Below are 1,010 nucleotides of genomic sequence, written 5' to 3'. Positions count from 1 at the left end.
GGGAGTTTCCGTAGCCATTGCCGTCACATCTCCCGTTCTACACTGCCGACCCAATACACACTATTTCGGACACGCCGCCCGGTAATTCGCGGGGCCCCGCGCCGGACACCCGTCGGCTGCGCAGGCCGGCAGCCGGGATGACTGCTCGCGATCATCAACCGGAGTCATGCCATGGACCCTCTCCCCTCGTGTCGTTCACCCGCCCCGCCCGTCCTTGCGGTTGATCCACCGGTCGCCGCGCGCGTCCGGCGCACGCTTGCGCACTCGCTATGCCGCGCGGCATGCAGCGCCGGGCTCGTCGCGTTGTCGTCGGCTTTCGCATGGGCCGGCGGCAACGACATCATCTTGCCGATTCCATCGTTCACCGCGTCGACCGTGCCCGCCAACGGCGATGTCAATCCGTACGGCATCGCGTTCGTGCCGCGCGGCGTGCCGCCCTGGAGCACGCTGAAACCCGGCGACGTCGTCGTGTCCAACTTCAACGCGGCGTCGAATACGCAAGGCACCGGCACGACGATCGTGAAGCTGTCGCCCGGCAAGACGCCGGCGGCCTTCTTCCAGGGCAGCAATCTCGGCCTGACGACCGCGCTCGTGGTGCTGCGCAGCGGTTTCGTGCTGGTCGGCAACGTCCCGGCGCCGGACGGCAAGACCGTCGTGCCGCCGGGCTCGCTGCTCGTCATCGGTCCGCAAGGCCATCTCGTCACGCAACTCAGCAGTGCGGCGCTGCTCGACGGGCCGTGGGACATGACCGTGATCGATCGCGGCCAGCGCGTGACCGCGTTCGTGTCGAACGTGCTGAACGGGACGGTCTCGCGCATCGAACTCGCGATCGGTGACAACGGCGCCACGATGCTGCCGGGCTCGCGCGTCATCGCGTCGGGCTACGTGAATCGAACCGATCCCAGTGCACTCGTCGTCGGGCCGACCGGCCTCGCTTACGACCCGAACATCGACGTGCTGTATGTCGCCTCCACCGGCGACAACGCGGTGTTCGCAATCCAGAACGCGGC

At 67.7% G+C, this 1,010-nt stretch carries 1 pseudogene; it reads left to right on the top strand.

Annotated elements, in window-relative coordinates:
- Window positions 1–171: 171 nt before the first annotated feature.
- Window positions 172–1,010 (top strand): annotated as a pseudogene (locus ACWDD7_RS37925) (hypothetical protein); the annotation flags it as partial.

It is taken from the genome of Streptomyces sp. NPDC001056, from assembly GCF_053598955.1.
Note: the sequence above shows the minus strand (reverse complement) of the source record. Positions and strands in the feature narration are given on the sequence as shown.